The organism is Kitasatospora sp. NPDC058444 (assembly GCF_042721415.1).
Lineage (GTDB): Bacteria > Actinomycetota > Actinomycetes > Streptomycetales > Streptomycetaceae > Kitasatospora.
Window position 1 is genome coordinate 42663 of sequence record NZ_JBHXLL010000046.1, and the last position, 26642, is coordinate 69304.

General features: G+C 71.5%; 25 protein-coding genes. 21 read left to right on the top strand and 4 right to left on the bottom strand.

The features are described from left to right. Window positions 1-148 precede the first annotated feature (148 nt). The 3 genes from ACFWP2_RS32960 to ACFWP2_RS32970 form a co-directional block, all read right to left on the bottom strand. Window positions 149-505, bottom strand: coding sequence for a MazG-like family protein (locus ACFWP2_RS32960; RefSeq protein WP_380458352.1), 357 nt, complete (start codon window positions 503-505; stop codon window positions 149-151). Between the two features lie 102 nt (window positions 506-607). After that, the gene (locus ACFWP2_RS32965; protein ID WP_380458354.1) at window positions 608-1315 is read right to left on the bottom strand and encodes a peptidylprolyl isomerase; all 708 of its coding nucleotides are present in this window, start codon (window positions 1313-1315) and stop codon (window positions 608-610) included. Window positions 1316-1408: 93 nt separating this feature from the next. Continuing rightward, on the bottom strand, window positions 1409-2059 hold the full coding sequence (locus ACFWP2_RS32970; RefSeq protein ID WP_380458356.1) for a TetR/AcrR family transcriptional regulator: 651 nt from the start codon (window positions 2057-2059) through the stop codon (window positions 1409-1411). A 94-nt stretch (window positions 2060-2153) separates the two neighbouring features. Between ACFWP2_RS32970 and ACFWP2_RS32975 the strand changes: the two genes are divergently transcribed. Together ACFWP2_RS32975 and ACFWP2_RS32980 are read left to right on the top strand one after the other, a co-directional pair. Further along, on the top strand, window positions 2154-2819 hold the full coding sequence (locus tag ACFWP2_RS32975) for a CatB-related O-acetyltransferase (protein WP_380458358.1): 666 nt from the start codon (window positions 2154-2156) through the stop codon (window positions 2817-2819). Between the two features lie 176 nt (window positions 2820-2995). Continuing rightward, a complete protein-coding gene (locus ACFWP2_RS32980) occupies window positions 2996-3988 on the top strand; it encodes a DMT family transporter (RefSeq protein WP_380458360.1) in 993 nt (330 codons plus the stop codon). Between the two features lie 13 nt (window positions 3989-4001). Here ACFWP2_RS32980 and ACFWP2_RS32985 read toward each other — a convergent pair whose 3' ends face one another. Further along, window positions 4002-4586 (bottom strand): hypothetical protein, encoded by a 585-nt coding sequence (locus ACFWP2_RS32985; RefSeq protein ID WP_380458362.1) that lies wholly within the window; start codon window positions 4584-4586, stop codon window positions 4002-4004. 199 nt (window positions 4587-4785) lie between these two features. Here ACFWP2_RS32985 and ACFWP2_RS32990 point away from each other — a divergent pair, with 199 nt between their 5' ends. The 19 genes from ACFWP2_RS32990 to ACFWP2_RS33080 all read left to right on the top strand — a co-directional run. Beyond that, window positions 4786-5865: a sensor histidine kinase gene (locus ACFWP2_RS32990; protein WP_380458364.1), complete on the top strand. Its 1080-nt coding sequence runs from the start codon at window positions 4786-4788 to the stop codon at window positions 5863-5865. 35 nt (window positions 5866-5900) lie between these two features. Then, window positions 5901-6599 carry a response regulator gene (locus tag ACFWP2_RS32995; RefSeq protein ID WP_380458366.1) on the top strand — a complete coding sequence of 233 codons (699 nt, stop codon included), beginning with the start codon at window positions 5901-5903 and terminating at the stop codon, window positions 6597-6599. Window positions 6600-7266: 667 nt separating this feature from the next. Next, window positions 7267-7626: an NADH-quinone oxidoreductase subunit A gene (locus tag ACFWP2_RS33000; protein WP_380458368.1), complete on the top strand. Its 360-nt coding sequence runs from the start codon at window positions 7267-7269 to the stop codon at window positions 7624-7626. Window positions 7627-7754: 128 nt separating this feature from the next. Next, window positions 7755-8309, top strand: a complete 555-nt coding sequence (locus ACFWP2_RS33005; RefSeq protein WP_380458370.1) for a NuoB/complex I 20 kDa subunit family protein — start codon at window positions 7755-7757, stop codon at window positions 8307-8309. Continuing rightward, on the top strand, window positions 8306-9019 hold the full coding sequence (locus tag ACFWP2_RS33010) for an NADH-quinone oxidoreductase subunit C (protein ID WP_380458373.1): 714 nt from the start codon (window positions 8306-8308) through the stop codon (window positions 9017-9019). The genes ACFWP2_RS33005 and ACFWP2_RS33010 overlap by 4 nt, the downstream gene beginning before the upstream one ends. Continuing rightward, complete coding sequence (locus ACFWP2_RS33015) at window positions 9019-10359, top strand: NADH-quinone oxidoreductase subunit D (protein WP_360343468.1); 1341 nt, start codon at window positions 9019-9021, stop codon at window positions 10357-10359. The genes ACFWP2_RS33010 and ACFWP2_RS33015 overlap by 1 nt, the downstream gene beginning before the upstream one ends. A 17-nt stretch (window positions 10360-10376) precedes the next feature. Continuing rightward, window positions 10377-11231 (top strand): NADH-quinone oxidoreductase subunit NuoE, encoded by an 855-nt coding sequence (gene nuoE, locus ACFWP2_RS33020; RefSeq protein ID WP_380458395.1) that lies wholly within the window; start codon window positions 10377-10379, stop codon window positions 11229-11231. Beyond that, window positions 11231-12592 carry an NADH-quinone oxidoreductase subunit NuoF gene (nuoF, locus tag ACFWP2_RS33025; RefSeq protein ID WP_380458375.1) on the top strand — a complete coding sequence of 454 codons (1362 nt, stop codon included), beginning with the start codon at window positions 11231-11233 and terminating at the stop codon, window positions 12590-12592. Before nuoE ends, nuoF begins: the two co-directional genes overlap by 1 nt. Beyond that, window positions 12589-15171: an NADH-quinone oxidoreductase subunit G gene (locus tag ACFWP2_RS33030; RefSeq protein ID WP_380458377.1), complete on the top strand. Its 2583-nt coding sequence runs from the start codon at window positions 12589-12591 to the stop codon at window positions 15169-15171. Before nuoF ends, ACFWP2_RS33030 begins: the two co-directional genes overlap by 4 nt. Beyond that, complete coding sequence (gene nuoH, locus ACFWP2_RS33035) at window positions 15168-16496, top strand: NADH-quinone oxidoreductase subunit NuoH (protein WP_380458379.1); 1329 nt, start codon at window positions 15168-15170, stop codon at window positions 16494-16496. Before ACFWP2_RS33030 ends, nuoH begins: the two co-directional genes overlap by 4 nt. A 6-nt stretch (window positions 16497-16502) precedes the next feature. Beyond that, on the top strand, window positions 16503-17111 hold the full coding sequence (gene nuoI, locus ACFWP2_RS33040; protein ID WP_380458381.1) for an NADH-quinone oxidoreductase subunit NuoI: 609 nt from the start codon (window positions 16503-16505) through the stop codon (window positions 17109-17111). Continuing rightward, window positions 17111-18070, top strand: coding sequence for an NADH-quinone oxidoreductase subunit J (locus tag ACFWP2_RS33045; RefSeq protein WP_380458397.1), 960 nt, complete (start codon window positions 17111-17113; stop codon window positions 18068-18070). Before nuoI ends, ACFWP2_RS33045 begins: the two co-directional genes overlap by 1 nt. Next, window positions 18067-18366 carry an NADH-quinone oxidoreductase subunit NuoK gene (nuoK, locus tag ACFWP2_RS33050; RefSeq protein ID WP_030060110.1) on the top strand — a complete coding sequence of 100 codons (300 nt, stop codon included), beginning with the start codon at window positions 18067-18069 and terminating at the stop codon, window positions 18364-18366. Before ACFWP2_RS33045 ends, nuoK begins: the two co-directional genes overlap by 4 nt. Before the next feature lie 14 nt (window positions 18367-18380). Further along, on the top strand, window positions 18381-20276 hold the full coding sequence (gene nuoL, locus ACFWP2_RS33055; RefSeq protein WP_380458383.1) for an NADH-quinone oxidoreductase subunit L: 1896 nt from the start codon (window positions 18381-18383) through the stop codon (window positions 20274-20276). Window positions 20277-20310: 34 nt separating this feature from the next. Then, on the top strand, window positions 20311-21945 hold the full coding sequence (locus ACFWP2_RS33060) for an NADH-quinone oxidoreductase subunit M (protein ID WP_380458385.1): 1635 nt from the start codon (window positions 20311-20313) through the stop codon (window positions 21943-21945). An 11-nt stretch (window positions 21946-21956) separates the two neighbouring features. After that, window positions 21957-23579 (top strand): NADH-quinone oxidoreductase subunit NuoN, encoded by a 1623-nt coding sequence (gene nuoN / locus ACFWP2_RS33065; RefSeq protein WP_380458399.1) that lies wholly within the window; start codon window positions 21957-21959, stop codon window positions 23577-23579. Window positions 23580-23891: 312 nt separating this feature from the next. Continuing rightward, window positions 23892-24902, top strand: a complete 1011-nt coding sequence (locus tag ACFWP2_RS33070) for a polyprenyl synthetase family protein (protein ID WP_380458387.1) — start codon at window positions 23892-23894, stop codon at window positions 24900-24902. A 114-nt stretch (window positions 24903-25016) separates the two neighbouring features. Further along, window positions 25017-25679, top strand: a complete 663-nt coding sequence (locus ACFWP2_RS33075; RefSeq protein ID WP_380458389.1) for a LuxR C-terminal-related transcriptional regulator — start codon at window positions 25017-25019, stop codon at window positions 25677-25679. A gap of 297 nt (window positions 25680-25976) precedes the next feature. Then, window positions 25977-26642: 2-oxoacid:acceptor oxidoreductase family protein (locus tag ACFWP2_RS33080; protein ID WP_380458391.1), on the top strand; the 666-nt coding region annotated here is incomplete at its 3' end.

The following is a 26642-nucleotide window of genomic DNA, read 5'->3' on the forward strand; positions in this document are numbered from 1 at the left end:
GAACGCCTGGCCCGGCTCGGGCGCCTGACCTGGATCGGGCGCCCGGCTCCGGCCGGGGCGTCGCCTGTGCCGCATCGCCTGTGCCGCGTCGCCTGTGCCTGGTCGGCTGGGTCTCGCCGTCTACGCCTCGCCGCCTTTGCCTCGTCGCCTACGCCTCGTCGGCCGCCCGAGGGGCCTCCGGCGCCCGGCGGGAGGCGGCGGAGCGCTGTTCGACGTAGGCGAGGCGCTCGGTGAAGATCCGGGCCGCGTCGGGGGTGAGGGTCCTCAGGGCGACGAGGGCGGAGAAGACGACGTCGCAGAGCTCGTGCTGGACGTCCTCCCAGGTGTGGGTGACCCCCTTGCGCGGGTTCTGGCCGGTGGCACCGATCACCGCCGCACCGACCTCGCCGATCTCCTCGGAGAGCTTGAGGATCCGCAGCAGCCGCTCCTCCTGGGGTGACTGCGTGCTCTGCTCGTCCAGCCATGCGACCAAGTGGTCGACGCTCTCCCAGATCCGGCTGTCCATGCGGCGCTGCTCCTGCTCCCATGCGGTGTCGTTGGTGCTGCCACCGTACGGGAGCGGGGGCGGGCGGGTGGGCGGCGGGCCGGGGCTGTCCGGCCCGCCCGGTCAGCGGGTGCTGATCTTCACGTTGCGGATGTTCACCGGGAGCGTGGGGAAGCCGTCGCCCGGGTTGTTCTGGTCGTCCTCGCCGCCGGCGGCGATCTTCTGGAGCACGTCCAGCCCGGCGGTGACCCGGCCGAAGGGCGTGTAGGCGGGGGAGAGCTTGGTGTCCTTCCAGACGAAGAAGAACTGGCTGCCGTTGGTGTTCGGGCCGGCGTTGGCCATGGCCACGGTTCCGGCCGGGTAGGTGGCGCCGGTCAGGTTCTCGTCCGGGAACGAGTAGCCCGGACCACCGCTGCCCGTGCCGGTCGGGTCGCCGCACTGGAGGACGTAGATCCGCTGGGTGGTGAGGCGGTGGCAGTGGCTGCGGTCGAAGTAGTCGTGCTCGGCGAGGAACCGGAACGAGAAGGTGGTGCAGGGCGCCTTGTCGGTCAGGGCCTCGAAGGTGATCTGGCCCTGGCTGGTCCGCAGCGTCGCGCGGTAGGGCTGCGCCGCCTTCTTGGCGTCGAAGACCGGGATGCCCTTGAAGTTGTCGGCCGGGACGGCCGGCGTGTAGGTGCAGCCGGCGGCGGGGGTGGCGGCCACGGGGGCGTCCGCGACGGCGGTGCCGGTGCTCGCCACCAGCGGGAGGACGGTGGCGGCGGCGACCAGCGCCCAGTGGGTGCGCTTCACGTGACGGGCCTTCCGAGGGGTGGTGGACGGCGGGGTTGTCATGGGTGCATCATCCACGGCCGGGTGGGGATGCGGTAGAGGTTGTGGCGGTTGTGGCGGCTCGGATGACTCGGGCGGATGCGGCGTGATGGTTTGTCAGTTCTGTTCCGTGGTGCGCGAGGTGGGTGTGAAGAGTCCGGCCCGGGCGGCCAGGGCCGCGGCGTCGGCGGCCCGCTCGGCGGTGTGGGCGTCCAGGGGCTCGCCGGAGACGAAGAGGCGGTAGTAGAGCGGCGCGGTGGCGGCCCGGACCACCTCCGCGCCATCTGTGCCGGCAGGGAGCTCGCCCCGGGCGACGGCCCGTTCGGCCACCTCGGCGGCCTGGCGGTGGCGGGCCGCGAAGAAGGAGTGGAGGGCGGCGGCGCCGGCGTCCGAGCGCTGAGCGGCGGAGATCAGCGCGATGGGTGTGCGGCCTCGCTCCGGGTCGGTGAAGACGCTGAACACCTCCTGGGTGATCCGGCGGAGGTCCTGCTGGAGGTCTCCGGTGTCGGGCAGGAGCCAGGGCTGGTCGGCGGAGGTGGTCAGGGCGTCGGCGACCAGGCCGTCCACTCCGCCCCAGCGCCGGTAGAGAGTCGCCTTGTGGATGCCGGAGCGGGTGGCGACCGCCTCGACGGTGAGGTCGTCGTACCCGTTCTCGGTGACCTCGGCGAGCGTGGCGGCGACCACCTCCGCCCGGACCCGGGCGCTGCGGCCGCCCGGGCGCGGGGTGGGAGTGCGGGGTTCCGGTGCGGGGTGGGTGGCCTCAGTCAAAGTCGACTCCTGTCGCATTAAGGATTGTCGTGGCGTGGCGGTCATGCCATGCTCATCGTAATGCGACTGATGTCGCGTTACGAGAGGAGCTCGCTTGACCGCCACCGTCATCCCCGACGCCACCGCCCTCCACCCGCTCGCCGGCCACGACCGGGTCGTCCTGCTGCGCCCGCTCGTCACCGACCCGCGGATCGAGGTCGGCGCGTACACCTACTTCGACGACCCCGACGGAGCCACCCGCTTCGAGGAGCGCAACGTCCTCTACGCGTACGGCCCGGAGCGGCTGGTGATCGGCAAGTACTGCGCGATCGCCACCGGCACCCGCTTCCTGATGGCCGGCGCCGCCCATCCGACCATCGGTGTCTCCACCTTCCCCTTCACGATGTTCGGGGGCAGCTGGACCGAGCGGACCCTCGACATCGTCACGGGCCTGCCCAGCCGGGGCGACACGGTGGTCGGCAACGACGTCTGGTTCGGCCACGGGGCCACCGTCCTGCCCGGTGTCCGGATCGGCGACGGCGCGATCATCGCGGCCGGAGCGATGGTCACCGCCGACGTCGAGCCGTGCACCGTCGTCGGCGGCAACCCCGCCCGACCGATCCGCCGCCGCTTCGACGACGCCGACATCGAGCGCCTGCTGCGCGCGGCCTGGTGGGACTGGCCGGCCGAGCTGGTCACCGAACACGTCCGCGCCATCATGTCCGGCACCCCGGCCGACATCGAGGCGATCGCCGCGGCGAACGGTCTGCTCGCCGCCTGACCCACCCCTGCCCGCGCAGGGCATTGATCATCGGCGGCCCGGTGCGCGAAGATGGCGCCCCCTCGCTCCGCGCTCCACCTCGTCCGCCGCCGGGCCACGCACCCGGTTCCTGGGTCCGTCCGACGCCGTACGGTACTCGCGCCCGTCGGCTCCGTCCGTTCGGAGGGATCTTTCGCATGCCAGCCTCCTTGTCCGACCTGCCCGAGGGCTTGCCCTCGTCCTCGTCGGTCCTTCGTGATCTTCCGGTCCTGCTCGTGGCCGTGGTGTGGGGGTCGAGCTTCCTGGCCGTCCAGCGGGTGGCCGAGCCCGGGACGGTCGTGGCGATGCTGGTGCTGCGATTCGGGCTGGTGCTGCCGCTGCTCGGGGTGGTCGCCTGGCGAGCCCTGCGCCGGTTGAGCCGGGCCGAGTGGCTCGGCGGCGCCGCACTGGGGCTGGTGCTCAGCGGGATCTTCCTGCTGGAGACCTATGGGGCCGTGCACACCTCCGCGACCAACGCCGGGCTGATCATCAGCCTCGCCATGGTGCTCACCCCGCTCGGCGAGAGCGCCCTCGGCAGGACCGCACCACCGAAGGCCTTCCTCGCGGCCGCCGGACTGGCCGTCCTCGGCGTCGCCCTGCTCACCGGCGACGGCGGGCTGCGCCCTCCGGCGCTCGGTGATCTGCTGGTGCTGGCCGCCGCCCTCGTCCGCTCGGCGTACGTCCTCGCGATGGCCCGCGCCCGGGCCGTTCGGGACACCGACATGCTCGCCGTCACCTGGGTCCAACTCGCCGTGGCCACCGGCGTGTTCTCCGTCGTCGCACTGTCGGTCGGTCCTGCGCCCTGGACGGTCGCGCGTTCGTACGGGGCCGGCCAGTGGGCCTGGCTGCTGCATCTGTCCCTGTTCTGCACCCTGTTCGCCTTCTTCGTCCAGATGTGGGCCGTGCGGGCCACGTCGCCCTCGCGGGTGAGCCTGCTGCTCGGCACCGAGCCGCTGTGGGCCGCCGTCTTCGGGATCACCCTGGCCGGGAACCGGATGGGCCCGCTCGCCCTGCTCGGCGGAGCCCTGGTGCTGGTCGCGACGGAGTGGGGTCGGCGCACGGCTCCCGCGTCGGCCCCGCCCCGGAACGAGGGCCCGGGTACGAGCGAGACCGATCCGGTGGGGTCGAGCGCGGAGCCGGCCGAGGTGTGACCAGCTGCCGTCGTCACCGGCGCCGCCGCAGCGTCCGGCGGGCGTAGTCGAGGGTGACCGCGCCGAGCAGCGGGCCCCAGGCGACCAGGGGCAGGTAGGCCAGCGTCATCACCGCGGCGGCGAGACCGTGCGGAGAATCCGGCTCGGCCAGGTTGTGGGCCCAGCCGCCGAGCAGTGCGGCCGTACCGAGGTAGGTGAGTATCACCGAACCCAGCAACGCGGGGACGATCGCGGCGAGCGGTCGGATCCGCCGGCCGCCCAGCAGTGGTATCCACCGGGGAGCCACCAGCCCCCACGGTCGGACCAGGCCCAGGGTCAGGAAGGCCAGCGACTCGGCCAGGGCGCTCAGCACCACGCAGTAGACCGTGCCCCAGCCCGGCTGGTGCTCGGCGTACGCCGCGTACGTCGCACCGGTGAAGCCGACCGGGACGCCGAAGCCGAAGGCGATCCGCCACAGCCCCGAGGGCACGGTGGTGAGGAGGGCGGCCTTGGCGGCGAGCCGCGCCCAGCGCGGAGCGGGCGGGACGGCAGGGGCGGCCGGGGTGGCCGCCGCGGCGCGGTGGGCGGTGCCACGGGCGTTGATCACGAGCTTCGACATGGTGGTCTCCCTTCGGCTCCGGCCTCCGTGGCCGGTGCGATGACTCAAGACTGGAGGCCCACCAGGGTTCGCGGCAGATGCCGATCGGGCTGTTCCTCCTGCTCAGCCGGCCTTTGAAATATGCCGATCGGCACAGGCGCGCCGCCCGGGCGGCGTCGTAGTGTGACGGCATTCGAAGGGTCGAGGAGAGGTGGTGACGATGACTCAGATCCTGTCCGGGGCCGTCCTGCTCCTGGTGCCGCCCGCCTGGGCGGCTCGGGGGCGGTACGGGGCGGCGGCCGTGACCATGGCGCTCGGGGCGGTGTCGATCGTGGTCACGGTCGCCCTCTGGTTCCTCGGCCGCTGGGTGGAGGGGCAGCGCTGGGCGGGGCTGTTGGGTCTGGCCGAGCTGGCCGTCCTGCTGCTGTCGGTGGTCGTCAGCCTGCGCGCCGAGGACGGTCCGCGGTGTGCGGCGGCCGCCTGGACGGCGTGCGGAGCGGTCGCCCTCTGGCCGTCCCGGTTCGCTTTCATCGACGGGCCGGCGGACACGCTCACGCTCTTCGGGTTCGGATCGATGCTCTCCCTGCCGGCCGTTCTGATCGGGCTCTACCTGCGGGGCCTGGACGCGGCGCGCAACGAGGCGGTGGCCGAGGCCAAGCGGGCGCAGCGGCTGGAGTTGGCCCACGACCTGCACGACTTCGTGGCGCACGACGTCAGCGGCATGGTCGCCCAGGCACAGGCGGGGGCCTACCTGGCCGGGATCGATCCGGCCCGGGCGGCCGAGATGTTCCAGCGAATAGAGCAGGCCGGGCAGCGGGCGCTGGCCTCGCTGGACCGGACGGTACAGCTGCTGCGCAGCGAGGAGGGCCGCGGTCGCGGTCCGCAGCCCGGGCTCGCCGAACTCGCCGAGGTGGCCGAGCGGTTCACGGCGACGGGCGGAGCCGAGGTCCGCCTGGAGCTGCCGGAGGAGCCGGTGCCGCGCGAGGTGGAGGGCACCGTCCACCGGATCGTGGTCGAATCCCTGACCAATGTCCGGCGGCACGCCCCGGGCGCACGGAAGATCGAGGTCCGGGCCCGCCGCAGCGGCGGACTGCTGGAGCTGACGGTGACCAACGACGGTCGGGCGCCGGGCCCGGCGGGGCGGCCGCGCCGGGGCGGTGGCAACGGTCTGCCGGGGTTGGCGGCCCGGGTGGAGGCCCTCGGCGGTTCACTGGAAGCCGGTCCGCATGAGCGGGAGGCCTGGCGGGTGACGGCGCTGTTGCCGCTGGAGGCAGCCGGCCCACGGCAGACGGGATCGTAGGAGCCGAGGCGGGACGGTAACGGGGAGGTACGGAGATGGGCAGTGGTGCAGGGCCGGTTCGGATTCTGATCGCGGACGACCAGGCGGACGTTCGCAGTGCGTTCCGGATGATCCTCGACGTCCAGCCGGACATGGTGGTGGTGGCGGAGGCGGCAGACGGTGCCGCGGCGGTGCAGGAGGCCAGGAGGCTGCGGCCGGACGTGGTGCTCGCGGACATCCGGATGCCGAAGCTCGACGGCCTGGAGGTCACACGGCAGTTGGCTGACCAGTGCAAGGTGATCGTGGTGACCACCTTCGACCTGGACGAGTACGTGCACACAGCCCTGCGGCACGGGGCCGCCGGATTCCTGCTGAAGCGGTCGGGGCCGGTGCTGCTGATCGAGGCGGTCCGGGCGGCGATGGCCGGGGACGCGTTGATCAGTCCACAGATCACCGTCCGGCTCCTGCGGCACATGGCACTCCCGGGTATGGAGCCGGCGCCCGGGCCAGGGGCCAAGGCGGCCGCGGGGGCCCGGCAGTCGACAGCCGGGCCGACGGAGGAACTGACCACGAGAGAAAGGGAGATCGCCGAGCTGGTGGCAGACGGCGCGACCAATGCCGAGATCGGCGCAGGGCTGTTCATCTCGCCGGGAACGGTGAAGAACCATCTCGCCAACATCCAGCGCAAGATCGGAGCCCGAAACCGGGTGGGCATCGCGGCCTGGATCTGGGAGCAGGCGGTCGGCCGCCAATAGCCGATCCCTGTCCCGGAGACGAGAGCTCGAAGACAAGAGCCCGGAGGCCAGAGCCCGAAGGCGAGAGCGCGGAGACGAGGCCCGGGCAGGCCGAACCGTGTCCTGCCCGCACTTGCCCGCCGCCCCGCCGCCCCACCGCCCGCCACCCCACCGGGCCGAGGCAGCGGGTGGAAGGTGCGATCCGAGGCGGCGGGCGGCGGTCGGGGAGCCGCAGGGGAACCCCACCCAACGACAAGCTCGCGCGCTTGTGAACGAAGGGTCAAGCGAGCGTTCGGACCCCCGCCACCCCTGCGAGTGAGCCTCTATAACACGTCAACATGACGCCTGGAAATTTGCTCAGGCCGACGCATAGTTGATATAGGAACATGCCTCTGACCTGCCGCTTCACAGGTAAATGCGACTGCTTGTGATCATTTGGCTGCTTTGCGTCGACAAATCTGGGCATGTTCACATTCGACACCATTCGAAGAGTGTCGTAGATCACAAAGATGGCGGTGAACTGCGTGTCGCAGATCACAAGCCGGCGGGCATAGGATGCGCTCGTTCCAGGCTTTGTGAACTGCCTCACATGGGGTGGATCTCGGGAACTGGAACGCGGGTTCACCTCTGTGTGACCCGCCGGTTCCGATCTGCAGTCAAGGACGACTGGACGGAGGGAGCGGGGGCTATGAATGCCTACGCGCCGATCCTCGTACTCGGTGCCATCGCGGCGGCGTTCGCGGTCGGCTCCGTCACGATGGCCTCACTCACCGGCCCCAAGCGCTACAACCGGGCCAAGTTGGAGGCGTACGAGTGCGGCATCGAGCCGACCCCGCAGCCCGTGGGCGGCGGTCGGTTCCCGATCAAGTACTACCTGACGGCGATGCTCTTCATCGTCTTCGACATCGAGATCGTCTTCCTCTACCCCTGGGCGGTGACCTTCGACGCCCTGGGGATCTTCGGGCTGGTCGAGATGCTCCTGTTCATCGCCACCGTCTTCGTCGCGTACGCCTACGTGTGGCGTCGCGGCGGCCTGGAGTGGGACTGAGCGCGGAGTGGTCCGAGCGCGGGGTGGCGACCCCACCCGTCCGCCGGCTGCGCACCCGCTTGTGAACGAGCGGACAAGCCAGAACCGGCCCACGTATCAGCGGACTCGAGGGCATTGAGAGGGATCTGATGGGAATCGAGGAGAAGCTGCCGAGCGGCTTTCTGCTCACGACCGTGGAGACGGCCGCCGGCTGGGTGCGCAAGGCGTCACTCTTCCCGGCCACCTTCGGTCTGGCCTGCTGCGCGATCGAGATGATGACCACCGGGGCGGGCCGCTACGACCTCGCCCGGTTCGGGATGGAGGTCTTCCGGGGCTCCCCCCGGCAGGCCGATCTGATGATCGTGGCGGGGCGGGTGAGCCAGAAGATGGCCCCGGTGCTGCGCCAGGTGTACGACCAGATGCCCAACCCCAAGTGGGTCATCTCGATGGGTGTCTGTGCCTCGTCCGGCGGCATGTTCAACAACTACGCGATCGTCCAGGGCGTCGACCACATCGTCCCGGTGGACATCTACCTGCCCGGCTGTCCGCCCCGTCCGGAGATGCTGATGGACGCCATCCTGAAGCTGCACGACAAGATCCAGCACGAGTCGCTGGGCGTGAACAGGCGCCGGGCCGAGGAGCTCGGCGAGGCGCTCGCCCTGAAGGCGACCCCGATCAGCGAGATGCGGGGGCAGCTGCGATGAACGATCAGGTACCCGAGACCCGGCGCGAGCAGCCGGTCCGCGAGATCCCGGTCGAGGTGGTCGGCCGCCGCCAGGGAATGTTCGGCACCAGCGGCACCGGCGACACCTCCGGCTTCGGCGGTCTGGCCGCCCCGATCGTGCTGCCCGGTCCGAGCGAGCGCCCGTACGGCGGCTGGTTCGACGAGGTCGCCGACGAGTTGGAGGGCGCCCTGGAGGAGCAGGGCCTGGACCCGGTCGAGGTGATCGAGAAGACCGTGGTCGACCGCGGCGAGCTCACCTTCCACATCGACCGCGACCACCTGCTGGGGACGGTCCGCATCCTCCGCGACGACCCGGCGCTGCGCTTCGAACTCTGCCTGGGCGTGAGCGGCGTGCACTACCCCGGCGACAAGGGCCGCGAACTGCACGCGGTCTACCACCTGCGCTCGATCACCCACGGCCGGCTGATCCGGCTGGAGGTCACCGCACCCGACGCCGACCCGCGCATCCCGTCCGTGGTGAGCGTCTACCCGACCAACGACTGGCACGAGCGCGAGGCCTACGACTTCTTCGGCCTGGTCTTCGAGGGCCACCCGGCGCTCACCCGGATCATGATGCCGGACGACTGGCTGGGCCACCCGCAGCGCAAGGACTACCCGCTCGGCGGCATCCCCGTCGAGTACAAGGGCGCCCAGATCCCGGCTCCCGACCAGCGGAGGTCGTACAGCTGATGAACACCCAGCACTTTGGAGAGACCGAGGAAGCGGACGCCCGCGAGACCACCGAGGGCCGGGTCTTCACCGTCACCGGCGGCGACTGGGGCGAGGTGGTCGAGGCGGTCGGCCGGGCCGACGACGAGCGCATCATCGTCAACATGGGCCCCCAGCACCCGTCCACCCACGGCGTGCTGCGGCTGATCCTGGAGATCGACGGCGAGACGGTGAAGGAGGCCCGCTGCGGCATCGGCTACCTCCACACCGGCATCGAGAAGAACATGGAGTTCCGCAGCTGGGTCCAGGGCACCACCTTCGTGACCCGCATGGACTACCTGACCCCGCTGTTCAACGAGACCGCCTACTGCCTGGCGGTCGAGAAGCTGCTCGGCATCACCGACGACGTCCCGGCCCGCGCCAACGTCATCCGCGTGATGATGATGGAGCTCAACCGGATCGCCTCGCACCTGGTCTGCCTGGCCACCGGCGGCATGGAGATCGGCTCCACCACCCTGATGATCTACGGCTTCCGGGACCGCGAGCTGATCCTGGACGTCTTCGAGCTGGTCACCGGCCTGCGCATGAACCACGCGTACGTACGCCCCGGCGGCCTCGCCCAGGACCTGCCGCCCGGCGCCGTCGACCAGATCCGCGAGGCGGTCAAGGTCTTCCGCTCCCGGATGCACGAGTACGACAAACTGGCCACCGGCAACCCGGTGTTCAAGGCCCGCCTGGTCGACGTCGGCTTCCTGGACCTGCCCGGCTGCCTGGCCCTCGGCGCCACCGGCCCGATCCTGCGCGCCACCGGCCTGCCGCACGACCTGCGCAAGACCGACCCGTACTGCGGCTACCAGGACTACGACTTCGAGGTCGCGATCGCCGACAGCGCCGACTCCTACGGCCGCTTCCTGATCCGCCTGGAGGAGATGAAGCAGTCGCTGCGGATCGTCGAGCAGTGCCTGGACCGGCTGCGTCCGGGCCCGGTCATGGTGGCCGACAAGAAGATCGCTTGGCCCGCCCAACTGGCCGTCGGCCCGGACGGGATGGGCAACTCGCTCGACCACATCCGCAAGATCATGGGCACCTCGATGGAGGCCCTGATCCACCACTTCAAGCTGGTCACCGAGGGCTTCCGGGTCCCGGTCGGCCAGGCGTACGCGGCGGTCGAGTCGCCCAAGGGCGAGCTGGGCGTGCACGTGGTCAGCGACGGCGGGACGCGCCCGTACCGGGTCCACTTCCGGGATCCGTCGTTCACCAATCTGCAGACGATGGCGGCGATGTGCGAGGGCGGCCAGGTGGCCGACGTGATCGTCGCGGTGGCCGGGATCGACCCGGTGATGGGAGGCGTGGACCGGTGACCAACGTCGAACTCGGACTGCCGGCGCTGCCGGCCGCACCGTACCCCGAGGAGGTGCACGCCCGGCTGGCCGCCGACGCCGCGGAGCTGATCGGCCGCTACCCGCAGGCCCGCTCGGCGCTGCTGCCGCTGCTGCACCTGGTGCAGGCCGAGGAGGGCTTCGTCAGCCCGACCGGGATCCGCTTCTGCGCCGAGCAGCTGGACCTCACCACCGCCGAGGTCACCGCGGTCGCGACCTTCTACACCATGTACCGGCGCCGCCCCGCCGGGAAGTACCACGTCGGGGTCTGCACCAACACCCTGTGCGCGGTGCTCGGCGGCGACCAGGTCTTCGCCGAGCTCCAGGACCACCTGGGCATCCGCAACAACGAGACCACCGAGGACGGCGAGGTCTCGATCGAGCACATCGAGTGCAACGCGGCCTGCGACTACGCGCCCGTGGTGATGGTCAACTGGGAGTTCTTCGACAATCAGACCCCGGAGAGCGCCCGGCAGCTGGTCGACGACCTGCGCGCCGGCCGCGAGGTCCGGCCCACCCGCGGCGCCCGGCTGTGCGGCTTCAAGGAGACCGCCCGGATCCTGGCCGGCTTCCCCGACGAGCGCCCGGGCGCCAACGACGAGTCCGGGGCCGGCGGTGCGCCGTCCCTGGCCGGTCTGCGGCTGGCCCGCGGCGAGGCGCTGCCCGGCACCCCCGGCACCAAGGTGGTCTCCCCCCGCCCCGAGTCGCCGCGCGCCGAGCAGTCCCGCGCCGAGCAGTCCCGCGCCGAGCAGTCCCGCGCCGAGCAGTCCCGCGCCGCGCAGTCCCGCTCCGAATCTCCCCGCCCCGAGGGCAACGGCCAGGCGGGCAAAGGCCAGGAAGGGAGCGAAGCGTGATGACCTCCGCCGAGCCGGCCGAGAAACTGCTCACCCCGGTCCTGTCCGACTCCTGGGACGACAGCCGCCCCTGGACGCTCGACACCTACCGCCGCCACCACGGCTACGAGGGCCTCAAGGCCGCCCTCGCCATGCCGCCGGACGACGTGATCGCCCTGGTCAAGGAGGCCGGCCTGCGCGGCCGCGGCGGCGCCGGCTTCCCGACCGGCATGAAGTGGCAGTTCATCCCGCAGAACGACGGCAAGCCGCACTACCTGGTGGTCAACGCGGACGAGTCCGAGCCGGGCACCTGCAAGGACATCCCGCTGCTGTTCGCCAACCCGCACGCGCTGATCGAGGGCATGATCATCGCCTCCTACGCGATCCGCTGCGACCACGCCTTCATCTACCTGCGCGGCGAGGTCGTCCCGGTGCTGCGCCGGCTGCACGCGGCCGTCGCCGAGGCGTACGGGGCCGGGCTGCTGGGCCGGAACATCCTCGGCTCGGGCACCGACCTCGACATCACCGTGCACGCCGGGGCCGGCGCCTACATCTGCGGAGAGGAGACGGCGCTGCTGGACTCCTTGGAGGGCCGCCGCGGCCAGCCGAGGCTGCGGCCCCCGTTCCCGGCGATCGCCGGCCTGTACGCCTGCCCGACGGTGGTCAACAACGTCGAGTCGATCGCCTCGGTGCCGCCGATCCTGTCCCGCGGCAAGGAGTGGTTCAAGGCCCTGGGCACCGAGAAGTCCCCCGGCTTCACGCTCTACTCGCTCTCCGGCCACGTCACCAACCCCGGCCAGTACGAGGCCCCGCTCGGCATCACCCTGCGCCAGCTGCTCGACCTCAGCGGCGGCGTCCGCCCCGGGCACCGACTGAAGTTCTGGACCCCGGGCGGCTCCTCCACCCCGATGTTCACCGACCAGCACCTCGACGTCCCGCTGGACTACGAGGGCGTCGGCGCGGCCGGCTCGATGCTCGGCACCAAGGCGCTCCAGGTCTTCGACGAGACCACCTGCGTGGTGCGGGCCGTCACCCGCTGGACGGAGTTCTACGCCCACGAGTCCTGCGGCAAGTGCACCCCCTGCCGCGAGGGCACCTACTGGCTGGTCCAGCTGCTCAAGCGGATCGAGGCGGGCGAGGGCGTCGACGGGGACCTGGAGAAGCTCCTCGACATCGCCGACAACATCAACGGCAAGTCCTTCTGCGCCCTGGGCGACGGCGCGGCCAGCCCGATCGTCTCCTCGCTCCAGCACTTCCGGGCCGAGTACGAGCAGCACCTGGCCGAGCGCCGCTGCCCGTTCGACCCGGCCGCCTCCACCGTCTGGGCCGACGGCCCCCGCCCCGGCCACCAGTCCGCCACCGAAAGGGAGGTGCACGCGTGACGATCACAGAGCCAACCGCCTCCGAGACCGCGGTCGAACTGGTCACGCTCACCATCGACGGCGTCGAAGTGCGGGTCCCCAAGGGAACGTTGGTGATCCGGGCCGCCGAGACCATCGGCACCCAGATCCCGCGCTTCTGCGACCACCCGCTGCTCGATCCGGCCGGCGCCTGCCGCCAGTGCATCGTCGAGGTCGAGGGCCAGCGCAAGCCGGTCGCCTCCTGCACGATCCCGGTGGCCGAGGGCATGGTGGTGCGCACCCAGCTCAGCTCGCCGGTGGCCGAGAAGGCCCAGCGCGGCGTGATGGAACTGCTGCTGATCAACCACCCGCTGGACTGCCCGGTCTGCGACAAGGGCGGCGAGTGCCCGCTGCAGAACCAGGCGATGACCAGCGGTGCCGCCGACTCCCGCTTCGAGGGCATGAAGCGCACCTACGAGAAGCCGGTGCCGATCAGCAGCCAGGTGCTGCTGGACCGCGAGCGCTGCGTGCTGTGCGCGCGCTGCACCCGCTTCTCGCAGCAGATCGCCGGGGACCCGTTCATCGACCTGGTGGAGCGCGGGGCGCTGCAGCAGGTCGGCACCGGTGAGGGCGACGACTTCGAGTCGTACTTCTCCGGGAACACCATCCAGATCTGCCCGGTGGGGGCGCTGACCTCGGCCGCGTACCGGTTCCGCTCGCGCCCCTTCGACCTGGTCTCCTCTCCGAGCGTGTGCGAGCACTGCGCCTCCGGCTGCGCCCAGCGCACCGACCACCGGCGCGGCAAGGTGCTGCGCCGGCTGGCGGGCGAGGACCCGGCGGTGAACGAGGAGTGGAACTGCGACAAGGGCCGCTTCGCGTTCCGCTACGCCCAGCAGCGCGACCGGCTGACCACCCCGCTGGTGCGGGTTGACGGCGAACTGGTGCCGGCCTCCTGGCCGGAGGCGCTGGCCCGGGCGGCCGAGGGGCTGCGCGGCGCCCGGACCGGGGTGCTGGCCGGCGGCCGGGTGACGGTCGAGGACGCCTACGCGTACGGGAAGTTCGCGCGGGTGGTGCTCGGCACCAACGACGTGGACTTCCGGGCCCGCCCGCACAGCGGTGAGGAGGCGGACTTCCTGGCCGCGGCGGTGGCCGGGCGGGGCGTCGACGTGAGCGGCACCGGCGTCGCGTACGAGGACCTCGACCGGGCGCCGATGGTGCTACTGGCGGGTTTCGAGCCCGAGGAGGAGTCGCCGATCGTCTTCCTGCGGCTGCGCAAGGCGACCAGGGCGACGGGCCTGAAGGTGTTCTCGGTGGCCGCGTTCGGCTCCCGGGGCCTGGCGAAGCTGCGCGGCGCGCTGCTGCCGGCCGCCCCCGGCACCGAGCCGGAGTGGTTCGCGGCGCTGGCGGCGGACGAGCCGCTGAACGACGACGCGGGCCGGGCGGCCGAGCTGCTGCGCACCCCGGGCGCGGTGATCCTGGCGGGCGAGCGGCTGGCCGCCGTCCCGGGCGGGCTGACGGCGGTGCTGCGCCTGGCGCACGCGACCGGCGCGAAGCTCGCCTGGGTGCCGCGCCGGGCCGGTGAGCGCGGGGCCGTCGAGGCGGGCGCGCTGCCGGGCCTGCTGCCCGGTGGCCGTCCGGTGGCCGCCGCGGCGGCCCGGGCGGAGGCGGCCGAGGTGTGGGGCGGGGTCGAGCCGCCGTCCCGGCCGGGCCGGGACACCGACGGGATCCTGGCGGCGGTCGTGGCCGGCGAGCTGGACGCGCTGCTGGTCGGCGGTGTGGACCCGGACGACCTGCCGGACCCCGCGCTGGCCGACGAGGCCCTGGCGGTGGTGCCGTTCCTGGTGTCGCTGGAGTTGCGGCCCTCGGCGGTGACGGCGCGCGCCGACGTGGTGCTGCCGGTGGCGGCGGTGGCGGAGAAGGCCGGCACCTTCCTGGACTGGGAGGGCCGGGTGCGGATGTTCGAGGCCGCGCTCAAGCCGGACCAGCAGATGGGCCGTCATCTCCAGTCGGACCTGCGGGCGCTGAGCATGCTGGCGGACGCGCTGGGAGGGCGGCTCGGGCTGCCGGACGTCCGGGCGGCCCGGCTGGAGCTGGACCGCTTCGCCCCCTGGGAGGGGGACCGCACGGCCGACCCGGTGGCCCACCCCGGCCTGCTGCCCCGCCCGGCCGCCGGCCAGGCGGTGCTCGCGGGCTGGCGCCAGCTGCTGGACAACGGCGTGCTGCAGCAGGGGGATCCGCACCTGGCGGGCACCCGGCACCGGGCGGTGGCCCGGATCTCGGCGGAGACGGCCAAGGAGATCGGCGCCCAGGCGGCCGAGGCGCTGCGGCTGACCGGCCCGGCCGGATCGCTCACCCTGCCGCTGGAGGTCACCGACTCGATCCCGGACCGCACGGTCTGGGTCCCGCTCGGCTCCACTCCGGGCGGCGTCCACCGGGTGCTCGGCACCACGGTCGGCCACCTGGTCACGATCGCCGCGGCCGAGCCCGAGCCCGAGCCCGAGGCCGAGGCAGCGACAGGGGCGGAGGCGCAGGCCGAACCCGAGCCGACGCCACGGGCCCAGACCGGGCCGACCGCGGACGAGACCGCGGACGAGACCGCGGGCGAAGGGGAGGACCGATGACTCCGCAGCCGTACGAGACGCTCCACTTCTTCGGCCAGGACCCGTGGTGGCTGGTGCTGCTGAAGGCGGTGTTCTGCTTCGCCTTCCTCGTCCTGACGGTGCTGATCGCCATCGTCTGGGAGCGCAAGGTGGTGGCCTGGATGCAGCTGCGCATCGGGCCCAACCGGCACGGCCCCTGGGGCCTGCTGCAGTCGCTGGCCGACGGTGTGAAGCTGGCGCTGAAGGAAGACCTGGTGGTCAAGGGCTCGGACAAGGTGGTCTACATCCTGGCCCCGATCGTCTGCGCCATCCCCGCGTTCATGGCCTTCGCGGTGATCCCGTTCGGCCCGGCCGGCAACGAGGTGTCGATCTTCGGCACCCGTACGCCGCTCCAGCTGACGGACTTCCCGGTGGCGCTGCTGTACGTCCTGGCGACGGCCTCGGTGGGCATCTACGGGATCGTGCTGGCCGGCTGGTCCTCGGGTTCGACGTACCCGCTGCTGGGCGGGCTGCGCTCGTCCGCGCAGATGATCAGCTACGAGATCGCGATGGGCCTGTCCTTCGCGGCGGTGTTCATCTACTCGGGCTCGATGTCGACCTCGGAGATCGTGGCGCACCAGCAGCCGACCTGGTTCGCGGCGCTGCTGCCGGTGTCGTTCATCGTCTACATCATCGCGATGGTCGGCGAGACCAACCGGGCGCCGTTCGACCTGCCGGAGGCCGAGGGCGAGCTGGTCGGCGGCTTCAACACCGAGTACTCCTCGCTGAAGTTCGCGATGTTCATGCTGGCCGAGTACGTGAACATGGTGACGGTCTCGGCGGTGGCCTCGACCCTCTTCCTGGGCGGTTGGCGGGCCCCGTGGCCGGTGTCGACGTTCTGGGAGGGCGCCAACCACGGCTGGTGGCCGATGCTGTGGATCACGCTGAAGATCCAGCTGCTGCTGTTCTTCTTCATCTGGCTGCGCGGCACGCTGCCCCGGTTCCGCTACGACCAGTTCATGAAGCTGGGCTGGAAGGTGCTGATCCCGGTCTCGCTGGTGTGGCTGGTGCTGATCGCGAGCGTGCGGGCGCTGCGCAACGAGGGCTACGACTTCGGCGAGGTGGTGCTGTACGTGGGCGCGCCGGTCGGCGTGATCCTGCTGCTGGCGCTGCTGCGGGACTTCCTGAGGAAGCAGCCGGAACCCGAGGACGCCCCGCCCAGGGCCGACTTCGACCCGATGGCGGGCGGCTACCCGGTCCCGCCGCTGCCCGGCCAGGCGCTCCCACCGGTGCCGCGCCGCCGCAGCCGCGCCCCGAAGCAACTCCAGGACGCCCTCAACGGGGCCGACCATTCCGAAGGGAGCTGAACCGAGATGTCCGACCAGTCCGATCGTACGGGCCGCCCCGAACGGGCCGACCGCCCGTCGATCCTCGGCCCGGCCGCCGGCTTCGGCGTGACCTTCAAGGCCATGTTCAAGAAGCGGCTCACCGAGCAGTACCCGGAGCAGAAGAAGCCCACCGCTCCGCGCTTCCACGGCCGCCACCAGCTGAACCGGCACCCGGACGGCCTGGAGAAGTGCGTCGGCTGCGAGCTGTGCGCGTGGGCCTGTCCGGCCGACGCGATCTACGTGGAGGGCGCGGACAACCGGGACGAGGAGCGCTACTCCCCGGGTGAGCGCTACGGCGCGGTCTACCAGATCAACTACGCCCGCTGCATCCTCTGCGGGCTGTGCATCGAGGCCTGCCCGACCAGGGCGCTGACCATGACCAACGAGTACGAGCTGGCCGACTCCTCCCGGCGGGACCTGATCTTCACCAAGGAGCAGCTGCTGGTGGGTCTGTCCGAGGGCATGGTCGACACCCCGCACGCGATCTTCCCGGGCACCGACGAGGGCGCGTACTACCGGGGCGAGATCACCGCGGCGGCGCCGGGCACGGTCCAGCAGGAGCGCACCGACCGGGACAAGGAGGTGCAGCAGTGATCGCGCGGCTGGCGGAGGCGACCGGGACGACCTCGACGGGTGAGGCCGTCCAGTTCTGGGTGCTCGCGGTGATCGCGGTCGGCGGCGCGCTCGGCATGGTGCTGATGCGCAAGGCCGTGCACAGCGCGCTCTGCCTGGCGGCCACCATGCTGGCGCTGGCGGTCTGCTACATGGCCCAGGGCGCGGTGTTCCTGGGCGTGGTGCAGATCGTGGTCTACACCGGCGCGATCATGATGCTGTTCCTGTTCGTGGTGATGCTGGTCGGCGTCACCAGCGAGGACTCGCTGAAGGAGCAGCTCAAGGGCCAGCGAGTCGCCGCGGCGCTGTGCGGGCTGGGCTTCGGCGTGCTGCTGATCGCCGGGATCGCCAACGCGAAGCTGAACCACTTCACCGGGCTGTCCGAGGCGAACGCCGAGGGCAACGTGCCGGGCCTGGCCCGGCTGATCTTCACCCGGTACGTGTGGGCCTTCGAGGTCACCGGCGCGCTGCTGATCACCGCGGCGATCGGCGCGATGGTGCTGACCCACCGGGAGCACGTGAAGGCGCCGAAGACGCAGCGCGAGCTGGCGGCGCAGCGGATCGTGGACAACATCCAGGTGCCGCCGCTGCCGGCGCCGGGCGTGTACGCGCGGCACAACGCGGTGGACGTCCCCGCGCTGCTGCCGGACGGCACGGTCGCCGAGGACTCGGTGATGGCGACGCTGCGCGAGCGCGGCCAGGTCCGGGACGTCAGCCAGGCGATGCTGCGGCGGATGGCGGAGCTGGAGAACTCCACGGCGGACTGGCTGGGCCGGCCGTCCTCGGAGCGCCCGGCGGTGACGGCCCCGCGCAGGTCGCTGGAGCCGGTGGCGGCGAACGGCAAGCCCGTGGCGGCCGACGGCGGGTCGGTGCCGGCGAACGGCGAGCCGGTCCCGGCGAACAACGTGAAGCACCCGGCCGGCGAGGAGGACGCGGAGTGAACCCGGTCAACTACCTCTACCTGGCAGCCCTGTTGTTCACCATCGGCGCGGCCGGGGTGCTGATCCGGCGCAACGCGATCGTGCTCTTCATGTGCGTGGAGCTGATGCTGAACGCCTCGAACCTCGCCCTGGTGACCTTCTCCCGGCTGCACGGGACCTTGGACGGTCAGATCATCGCGTTCTTCACGATGGTGGTCGCGGCGGCCGAGGTCGTGGTCGGCCTCGCCATCATCGTCTCCATCTTCCGGACCAGGCACTCCGCTTCGGTCGACGACAGCAATCTGATGAAGCTGTAGGCGGAGGGCCTTCGGTGAACTCTCTCATTCCGCTGCTGGTGGCGGCTCCACTGGCCGGCGCCGCCCTGCTGCTGCTCGGCGGCCGGGCGCTGGACCGGTACGGCCACTGGCTGGCCACCGCGCTCGCGGCGCTCTCGTTCGGCTTCGGCCTGGCCCTCTTCTCGGACATGCTCGGCCGTGACGCCGAGCACCGGGCGGTCACCGAAAGCCTGTTCAGCTGGATCCCGGTGAACGGCTTCCAGGCCGACTTCTCCTTCCAGCTCGACCAGCTGTCGATGACCTTCGTCCTGCTGATCACCGGCGTCGGCACGCTGATCCACCTCTACTCGGTCGGCTACATGGCGCACGACGAGCGCCGGCGCCGCTTCTTCGCGTACCTGAACCTGTTCCTGGCCGCCATGCTGCTGCTGGTGGTCGCGGACAACTACCTGCTGCTGTACTTCGGCTGGGAGGGCGTGGGCCTGGCCTCGTACCTCCTGATCGGCTTCTGGCAGCACAAGCCGAGCGCGGCGACGGCGGCGAAGAAGGCCTTCATCGTCAACCGGGTCGGGGACGTCGGCCTGTCCGTCGCGATCATGCTGATGTTCGCGGAGTTCGGCTCCTTCGCCTTCGGCCCGGTCTTCGGCGGCGCGCACGAGGCGAGCGAGGGCAAGCTGACGGCGATCGGCCTGATGCTGCTGCTGGCTGCCTGCGGCAAGTCGGCCCAGGTGCCGCTGCAGTCCTGGCTGGGGGACGCGATGGAGGGCCCGACCCCGGTGTCGGCGCTGATCCACGCGGCCACCATGGTGACCGCGGGCGTCTACCTGATCACCCGCTCCTCGGCGATCTTCGACCTGGCGCCGGACGCGCAGACCGCCGTGGTGGTGGTCGGCACGGTCACGCTGCTGTTCGGTGCGATCGTCGGTTGCGCCAAGGACGACATCAAGAAGGCGCTGGCCGGCTCGACCATGTCGCAGATCGGCTACATGGTGCTGGCGGCCGGGCTCGGCCCGATCGGCTACGCCTTCGCGATCATGCACCTGGTGACCCACGGCTTCTTCAAGGCCGGGCTGTTCCTCGGCGCCGGGTCGGTCATGCACGGCATGGACGACGAGGTGAACATGCGTCACTACGGCGGCCTGCGCAAGTACATGCCGGTCACCTTCGTCACCTTCGGCCTCGGCTACCTGGCGATCATCGGCTTCCCGGGCCTGTCCGGCTTCTTCTCCAAGGACAAGATCATCGAGGCGGCCTTCGCCAAGGGCGGCACCGAGGGCTGGATCCTCGGGCTGTGCGCGCTGGTCGGTGCGGCGGTCACCGCGTTCTACATGACCCGGGTGATGGTGCTGACCTTCTTCGGGGAGAAGCGCTGGCAGCCGGACGCGGAGGGCAACGCCCCGCACCCGCACGAGTCGCCCCGGACCATGACGATCCCGATGATCCTGCTGGCCGTCGGCTCGGTCTTCGCGGGCGGGCTGTTCGCCTTCAACGACTCCTTCCTGAAGTGGCTGGAGCCGGTCACCGGGTACGAGGAGGGCGACTCCCCGCTCGCCCCGCTGACCGTCACCCTGCTGACCACGGCCTGCATGCTGGCCGGCGTCGGCCTGGCCTACCTGATGTACGGGCGCTCGCCGGTCCCGGTGGTGCCGCCGGTCGGCTCCCCGCTCACCCGGGCCGCCCGCCGGGACCTGCTGCAGGACGACTTCAACCACGCGGTGCTGGTGCGGCCGGGCTCGGCGCTCGCCGCGGCGCTGGTCTTCTTCGACAGCCGCGGCCTGGACGGCGTGGTCAACGGCCTGGCCGCCGCGATCGGCGGGCTCTCCGGCCGGCTGCGGCGGATCCAGAACGGCTTCGTCCGCTCGTACGCGCTCTCCATGTTCGGCGGCACGCTGGTGCTGGTCGCCACGACTCTCCTGATGAGGTCCACGTGATGACTCGTCCTGATATGCGTTGGGGGGAGCGGGCATGAGCGTCCTGTTGACCGCCACCTGCGCCGTACCGGCGGCCGGCGCGGTGCTGACCGCCGCACTGCCCGCCGGGTCCTCCGAGGGCCGGCGCAGGAACACCAAGGCCGTCGCGCTGGGCGTCTCGGCCGTCACCCTGGTGCTGGCCGCCGTGGTGGCGACCCGGTTCGACCCGCACGGCGACCGCTTCCAGCTGAACGAGTCGTACAGCTGGATCCGCTCCTTCGGCATCACCTTCTCGCTCGGCGTGGACGGCATCGGCGCCGTGCTCGCCCTGCTCACCGCCGTCCTCGTGCCGCTGGTGATCCTCGCCTCCTGGCACGACGCCGATCCGGGGCCGGCCGGCCCCGGCGGCACCGTCGCCCCCGAAACCTTCGAGGGGCGCAGGAGGACCCAGGGCTTCTTCGCGCTGATCCTGGCGGTGGAGGCGATGGTGATCGTCTCCTTCTACGCCACCGACGTCTTCGTCTTCTACGTGTTCTTCGAAGCCATGCTGATCCCGATGTACTTCCTGATCGGCGGCTTCGGCGACCGGGCGGGCGGCCCCGAGTCGGCGCGTCAGCGCTCCTACGCGGCCGTGAAGTTCCTGCTCTACAACCTGCTCGGCGGCCTGGTGATGCTGGCCGCGGTGATCGGCCTGTACGTGATCGCGCAGGACCAGGGCTTCGGCACCTTCGACCTGCCGACGCTGACCTCGGCGATCGCCGACGGCCGGCTCCAGCTGACCGGCACCGCCGAGAAGGCGCTGTTCCTGGGCTTCTTCTTCGCCTTCGCGGTGAAGGCCCCGCTGTGGCCGCTGCACACCTGGCTGCCGAACGCGATGGGCGAGTCCACCGCCGGCACCGCCGTGCTGATCACCGCCGTGGTGGACAAGGTCGGCACCTTCGCGATGCTGCGCTTCTGCCTCGGGCTGTTCCCGGACGCCTCGAAGACCTTCGCCCCGGCGATCCTGGTCCTCGCGCTGATCGGGATCGTCTACGGCGCGCTGCTGGCGGTCGGCCAGAAGGACATCAAGCGCCTGGTGGCGTACGCCTCGATCTCGCACTTCGGCTTCATCATCATGGGCATCTTCGCGCTGACCAGCCAGGGCCAGAGCGGCGCCACCCTCTACATGGTCAACCACGGCCTGTCGACGGCGGCGTGGATGCTGGTGGCCGGCTTCCTGATCTCCCGTCGCGGTTCGCGGCTGATCGCCGACTACGGCGGCGTGCAGAAGGTCGCCCCGGTGCTCGCCGGGACGTTCCTGATCGGCAGCCTGGCCACCCTGTCGCTGCCCGGGCTCGCCCCCTTCGTCAGCGAGTTCCTGGTGCTGGTGGGCACCTTCACCCGCTACCCGGCGATCGGCGTCGTGGCGACCTTCGGCATCGTGCTGGCCGCGCTGTACGCCCTGCTGCTGTACCAGCGCACCATGACCGGCCCGGTGAAGGACGGGGTGCGCGCGATGCCCGACCTCAAGGCCCGGGAACTCGCCGTGGTCGGCCCGCTGGTGGCGCTGACCATCCTGCTCGGCGTCTACCCCAAGCCGCTCACCGACCTGGTCAACCCCTCGGTGAACGCGACGCTCTCGCAGATCCACCAGACCGACCCGGCGCCGGCCCACCCGGTCGCCGCCACCTCAGGAGGGGAGCAGAAGTGAGCGCCACCGCAATGCTCGCCGCCGCGGGCGGCAACACCGCCAGCATTCCGGCGCCGCACATCGAGTACGGGCAGCTCTCGCCCATGCTCGTGGTGTTCGCCGCCGCCGTGGCCGGCGTCCTGGTGGAGGCCTTCGTGCCCCGCCGGTACCGGCACTGGACCCAGGTGACGCTCGCGCTGGCCGGGCTGGTCGGCGCCTTCGTCGCGGTGGTGGTGCTGGCCGTGCAGAGCCACGGCTTCACCCGGATCGACCTGCTGGCCATGGAGTCGGTCGCGATGGACGGCCCGGCGCTGTTCCTCCAGGGCGTGATCCTGCTGGCCTCCGTGGTCGCGGTGCTCACCTACGCCGAGCGCAGGCTGGAGCCCAAGGCCGGCGGCCTGCCCGCCGACGCCTTCGCCGCCCAGGCCGCCGCCACCCCCGGCGGCGAGCAGGAGCGGGCCGCGGTCCGGGCCGGCTTCGCCACCACCGAGGTCTTCCCGCTCACCATGTTCGCCGTCGGCGGCATGCTGCTGTTCCCCGCCGCCAACGACCTGCTGACCATGTTCGTGGCGCTGGAGGTCTTCTCGCTGCCGCTGTACCTGCTGTGCGCGCTGGCCCGGCGCCGCCGGCTGCTCTCCCAGGAGGCGGCCGTCAAGTACTTCCTGCTCGGTGCCTTCGCCTCGGCGTTCTTCCTGTTCGGCACCGCGCTGCTGTACGGCTACGCGGGCAGCGTGAAGCTCGGGGACATCGGGGACGTCATCTCCGGCAAGGCGATGACCACCCCCGCGCAGCTGAGTACCACCCAGAGCGACGCGCTGGTGCTGACCGGCCTGGCGATGCTGGCCGTCGGCCTGCTGTTCAAGGTCGCCGCGGTGCCCTTCCACTCCTGGACCCCGGACGTCTACCAGGGCGCGCCGACCCCGGTGACCGGCTTCATGGCGGCGGCCACCAAGGTCGCGGCCTTCGGGGCCTTCCTGCGGCTGTTCTACGTGGCCTTCCCGGGCCTGCGGCTGGACTGGCGGCCGGTGATGTGGGGCGTGGCGATCCTCACCATGGTGGTGGGCGCGGTGCTCGCGGTGACCCAGCAGGACGTCAAGCGCCTGCTGGCGTACTCCTCGATCGCGCACGCCGGGTTCATCCTGACCGGCGTGATCGCCGTCAACAAGCAGGGCATCTCCTCGGTGCTGTTCTACCTGCTGGCGTACGCCTTCGTGACGCTCGGGGCGTTCGCGGTGGTCACCCTGGTGCGCGACTCCAAGGGCGAGGCGACCCACCTGTCCAGCTGGGCCGGGCTCGGGCGGCGCTCGCCGCTGGTGGCGGCGGTGTTCGCGCTGTTCCTGCTGGCCTTCGCCGGGATTCCGCTGACCTCCGGCTTCACCGGGAAGTTCGCGGTCTTCCAGGCCGCGGCCAGCGGCGGGGCGACCCCGCTGGTGGTCGTCGGTGTGCTGAGCTCGGCGGTGGCCGCGTTCTTCTACATCCGGGTCATCGTGCTGATGTTCTTCTCGGACCCGCAGCCGGGCGGCCCCACGGTGGCGATCCCGAGCGCCTTCACGGCGACCGCGATCGGGGTGGGGGTGCTGGTCACGCTGGGTCTCGGACTGCTCCCGCAGTACTTCCTCGACCTCGCGTCCAAGGCCTCGTTGTTCGTGCGCTGACCTTTACGTCCGACGCCCCCGACCAGGGCCCCGTCCGGGCCGCGCCCAGTCCGCGCGGCCCGGACGGGTCTGTGTCGGGAGCCGGGGCCGGGGGAGTTCCGAGGAGCTCTCCCACCTTTATTTCCAGCCCAATTCACCCCCACCGCCGTCCGGCCCGCACAGCCGCCCTGACCAGGGCATCAGGCCCGATCATGACAGGATCCGCACGCCCGTGCAGTGATCCACTCGCGACCGGATACCCTGCCTGTATGGCCAGCGGCGGCACTCAGGGACCAGGCCGCTAGATCGACCAGGGACAGAGGAGTGGTCTTCGTGACCGTCGTGGAACCCTTCGGGCTCAGCGTGCAGGACCGCGACCTGACCCGGGACGTCCAGGCCGGACTGGACGCGGTGGAGGCGGCGCTCGGCGAGGCCGTCAAGAGCGACGTCCCCTTCATCACCGTCACCGCCAGTCACCTCCTCGAGGCCGGCGGCAAGCGCTTCCGTCCGCTGCTCCTGCTGCTGGCCGCCCAGTTCGGCGACCCGGGGGCGCCCGGCGTGGTGCCCGCCGCCGTGGTGGTCGAACTGACCCACCTGGCCACGCTCTACCACGACGACGTCATGGACGAGGCGCCGGTGCGCCGGGGCGCCCCGAGCGCCAACTCCCGCTGGGACAACTCGGTCGCCATCCTCACCGGCGACTTCCTGTTCTCCCGCGCCTCCCAGGTGCTCGCCGACCTCGGCCCGGAGGCCGTGCGGATGCAGGCCGAGGCCTTCGAGCGGCTGGTCACCGGCCAGATCCTGGAGACCCGCGGCCCCGGCTCGGACATGGACCCGCTGCTGCACTACCTGGACGTCCTGGAGGGCAAGACCGGCTCGCTGATCGCCGTCTCCTGCCGGATAGGAGCGCTGATGGCCGGTGCCGAGCGCGAGCTGGTGGACACCCTCGGCGAGTTCGGCGAGCGGATCGGCATCGCCTTCCAGCTGGCCGACGACGTGCTGGACATCGCCAGCGACGGCCACGAGTCCGGCAAGACCCCCGGCACCGACCTGCGCGAGGGCGTGCCGACCCTGCCGACCCTGCTGCTGCAGCAGATGCCCGCCGACCCGGCCGACCCGGCCGACACCCGGCTGCGCGAACTGCTCGACCAGGACCTCTCCGACGACGAGCTGCACGCCGAGGCCCTGCGCCTGCTGCGCGCCCACCCGGCGCTGGAGCGCGCCCGCGCCGAGACCCTGCGCCGGGCCGAGGAGGCCCGGGCGCTGCTCGCCCCGCTGCCGGACTGCGCGGCGAAGGCCGCCCTGGAGGGGCTCTGCGACGCGGTGGCGATCCGCACCATGTGAGCCCCGCCGGGGGCGTCCGGGCCGGGCCGAGCCGTGGCCGGGCCCGGGCCCTCGACACGCCCCGGGATGGGGGAGACTGACTCCCGTCAGCACACGCCTGCCGGGAAGGTCGTTATGCGTCGCGTCGTCATAGCCGAGGACTCCGTACTTCTGAGGGAGGGCCTGACCCGGCTGCTCACCGATCGCGGCCTGGAGGTCGTCGCCGGGGTCGGGGACGGCGAGGCCCTGGTGAAGACCATCCACGACCTGGCGGCGGCCGACGCCCTGCCGGACGTCGTGGTCTCCGACGTGCGGATGCCCCCGAGCCACACCGACGAGGGACTGCGGGCCTGCGTGGAGCTGCGCGGCCGGTACCCGCAGCTGGGTGTGCTGGTGCTGTCGCAGTTCGTGGAGGAGCGCTACGCCTCGGAGCTGCTGGCCGGCTCCACCCGGGGCGTCGGCTACCTGCTCAAGGACCGGGTCGCCGAGGTGCGCGAGTTCGCCGACGCGGTGGTCCGGGTCTCCGAGGGCGGCACCGCACTGGACCCGGAGGTGGTGCAGCAGCTCCTCAGCCGCAGCCGCAAGGGCGACGTTCTGGCCAATCTCACGCCGCGGGAGCGCGAGGTGCTCGGGCTGATGGCGGAGGGCCGCACCAACGCGGCGGTGGCCAAGCAGCTGGTGGTCTCCGACGGCGCGGTGGAGAAGCACGTCAGCAACATCTTCCTCAAGCTGGGACTCGCCCAGAGCGCCGAGGACCACCGCCGGGTGCTGGCCGTGCTCACCTACCTCAACTCCTGACGCGCCCGGCCTCGACTCCCGACGCCCCGGTTCCGTCGCCCCGGCCCCCGGGGCGGTCCCCGGGGAGCGCATCTCGGCCATGCGCCTCCCAAGTGCTCGCGCCCGCCCGTCCGAGCCGGAATGATCTCCGGCGGGCGGGCGTTAATCTCCATGTGCGGTGTAGGCGCGGGCCGGTGAAATAACTGCCGTGGTTCCGGCCGCCGTCGTGTCGGCCCGCATAGGATGCGAGAGGTGCACCAGGCGGACGGGGCACGGGGCCGCGCCCGCGGTGGTGCGCCCACGAGGAGGTCCGCGGCAGTGACCAGTCAGGTCGATCAGTCAGAGGCAGTGGACGGCTCGGACGGCGACGAGGCCCGCGCCGGACACGGCGACGCGCGCCCGGGTGCGGCAGCACCCGCCGGACCGTCCGCCCCGGGCGGCCCTCCGGTGAAGCCCGGCAAGCCGATCCGCAGACTCGATCGGGTGATCATTCGTTTCGCCGGTGATTCCGGTGACGGTATGCAGCTGACCGGTGACCGGTTCACTTCGGAGACGGCGTCGTTCGGCAACGACCTCTCCACGCTGCCGAACTTTCCGGCGGAGATCCGGGCGCCTGCCGGGACCCTTCCGGGTGTGTCGTCGTTCCAGTTGCACTTCGCGGATCATGACATCCTGACGCCGGGGGATGCGCCGAACGTGCTGGTGGCGATGAATCCGGCGGCGTTGAAGGCGAATCTGGCGGATCTGCCGCGGGGTGCGGAGATCATCGTGAACACGGACGAGTTCACGAAGAGGGCTCTGGCGAAGGTGGGTTACGCGGCGGATCCGTTGACGGACGGTTCGCTGGAGGGTTTCCATCTGCACAAGGTGCCGTTGACGACGCTGACGCTGGAGGCGTTGAAGGACAGCGGTCTGGCGCGCAAGGACGCGGAGCGGGCGAAGAACATGTTCGCTCTGGGGTTGTTGTCGTGGATGTACCACCGG

Bases quoted from the DNA above. Each gene is read 5' to 3' on its own strand.
- ACFWP2_RS33015 (WP_360343468.1), top strand. From the start codon at position 9,019: ATGAACACCCAGCACTTTGGAGAGACCGAGGAAGCGGACGCCCGCGAG.
- ACFWP2_RS33075 (WP_380458389.1), top strand. From the start codon at position 25,017: ATGCGTCGCGTCGTCATAGCCGAGGACTCCGTACTTCTGAGGGAGGGC.
- ACFWP2_RS32985 (WP_380458362.1), bottom strand. From the start codon at position 4,586: ATGTCGAAGCTCGTGATCAACGCCCGTGGCACCGCCCACCGCGCCGCG.
- nuoI (WP_380458381.1), top strand. From the start codon at position 16,503: ATGTCCGACCAGTCCGATCGTACGGGCCGCCCCGAACGGGCCGACCGC.
- ACFWP2_RS33000 (WP_380458368.1), top strand. From the start codon at position 7,267: ATGAATGCCTACGCGCCGATCCTCGTACTCGGTGCCATCGCGGCGGCG.
- nuoH (WP_380458379.1), top strand. From the start codon at position 15,168: ATGACTCCGCAGCCGTACGAGACGCTCCACTTCTTCGGCCAGGACCCG.
- ACFWP2_RS33010 (WP_380458373.1), top strand. From the start codon at position 8,306: ATGAACGATCAGGTACCCGAGACCCGGCGCGAGCAGCCGGTCCGCGAG.
- ACFWP2_RS32995 (WP_380458366.1), top strand. From the start codon at position 5,901: ATGGGCAGTGGTGCAGGGCCGGTTCGGATTCTGATCGCGGACGACCAG.
- nuoN (WP_380458399.1), top strand. From the start codon at position 21,957: ATGCTCGCCGCCGCGGGCGGCAACACCGCCAGCATTCCGGCGCCGCAC.
- ACFWP2_RS32980 (WP_380458360.1), top strand. From the start codon at position 2,996: ATGCCAGCCTCCTTGTCCGACCTGCCCGAGGGCTTGCCCTCGTCCTCG.
- ACFWP2_RS33005 (WP_380458370.1), top strand. From the start codon at position 7,755: ATGGGAATCGAGGAGAAGCTGCCGAGCGGCTTTCTGCTCACGACCGTG.
- nuoF (WP_380458375.1), top strand. From the start codon at position 11,231: ATGACCTCCGCCGAGCCGGCCGAGAAACTGCTCACCCCGGTCCTGTCC.
- ACFWP2_RS32965 (WP_380458354.1), bottom strand. From the start codon at position 1,315: ATGACAACCCCGCCGTCCACCACCCCTCGGAAGGCCCGTCACGTGAAG.
- ACFWP2_RS33060 (WP_380458385.1), top strand. From the start codon at position 20,311: ATGAGCGTCCTGTTGACCGCCACCTGCGCCGTACCGGCGGCCGGCGCG.
- ACFWP2_RS32960 (WP_380458352.1), bottom strand. From the start codon at position 505: ATGGACAGCCGGATCTGGGAGAGCGTCGACCACTTGGTCGCATGGCTG.
- ACFWP2_RS32990 (WP_380458364.1), top strand. From the start codon at position 4,786: ATGACTCAGATCCTGTCCGGGGCCGTCCTGCTCCTGGTGCCGCCCGCC.